The sequence below is a fragment of the Granulosicoccus sp. 3-233 genome, from assembly GCF_052681095.1.
This window is the reverse complement of sequence record NZ_JBQYLE010000051.1, coordinates 1-1,138: the sequence shown is the minus strand read 5'-3', so window position 1 is coordinate 1,138 and position 1,138 is coordinate 1. Positions and strand designations below refer to the sequence as shown.

Sequence of the window (1,138 nt, the reverse complement as noted above, 5' to 3'; positions counted from 1 at the left end):
CGGGATGAGCTGATCAATCGAGCCGGGCGTTTGGTGAATAATGCAGGCAAAGCTATTCTGGAGATCGGAATCAACCCCAAACTACTGGTAACCTTTCAGGCATACGAGCGATCCGCTCAAAACGCGGCTTAGTTTTTGTCACATTGAGGCTAGCACTGGGGAGTATCGGCAGAAAGTGCCGACGAGTGCTGGATAGAACCCCGCCATCTGTCGATACTAGGGGGAGCTGTGCGACCGCACGGTGGACTCGGACACGGCGTCGGATGACCGTTCAAAATCACTACCGACGCCGTGCTCTCCTCACTTCGGCAGTTCCTGTTTAACGGGCTGCCCGAATCGGTGTCGCTCGACCGGCTCTCAGCGGTGACATATCCCGCCACTCTGGCCTGTGATTGAGAAGCCATCGTGGTTACACCGGCTCTGAGTTGACTAGAGGCTCAGCGGCGAATAAGCGCGGTTTTTGGTTGTCGCATACACGCGACTGTGAAAAAGACACTTCGCTGATAATCTGATGGGCTCAGGCTTGACGTTGAATGTCCAGATCGGTCTGGAATGAACGTTTACCGACACATCAATAGATACGTCGGCTGTTTATGGCTGAGGGCGAATTCAATCCGTAAGTGCAACTCAACCCGTCGGGCATGAGGAGGCAAGCTGCGATAGCATGGCTACCAATCGTTCCGGCAAGAATGAGTGGCATCAATGCAACACTATTCGCAGCTCACCAGTGAGCAACGATATCAGATTTACGCCCTGAGGAAGAAGGGACACACGATGACAGAGACGGCCCAGGTGATAGGGGTGCACAAGTCGACGGTCAGTCGTGAGCTGAAGCGCAATACAGGCGCTCGCGGGTATCGGCCCAAGCAGGCTCACGAGCTTTCCCAGCAGCGTCAGGATGAGAAGGTGCATTATGCGATCGAGGAAAGTACCTGGCGGCGCGTAGAGCAGCTCTTGCGAGAGGACTGGAGTCCTGAGCAGGTTTGCCTGTGGCTACACGAGGCTGGAGAACAATCAGTGAGTCACGAATCGATCTACCTGCACATCTATTGGGACAAGGGCTGTGGTGGAGATCTGCATACTTATCTGCGGTGCAAGAAGCAGCGTCGCAAGCGCTATGGCTCTTATGATCGCCGAG

Annotated in this window: 1 protein-coding gene; it reads left to right on the top strand. The window is 54.7% G+C overall.

The genetic code is table 11. From position 1 onward, the window contains the following. Window positions 1-702: 702 nt before the first annotated feature. A partial coding sequence (locus ACUNV4_RS30370) for a transposase (RefSeq protein ID WP_430882429.1) occupies window positions 703-1,138 on the top strand: 436 nt, incomplete at its 3' end.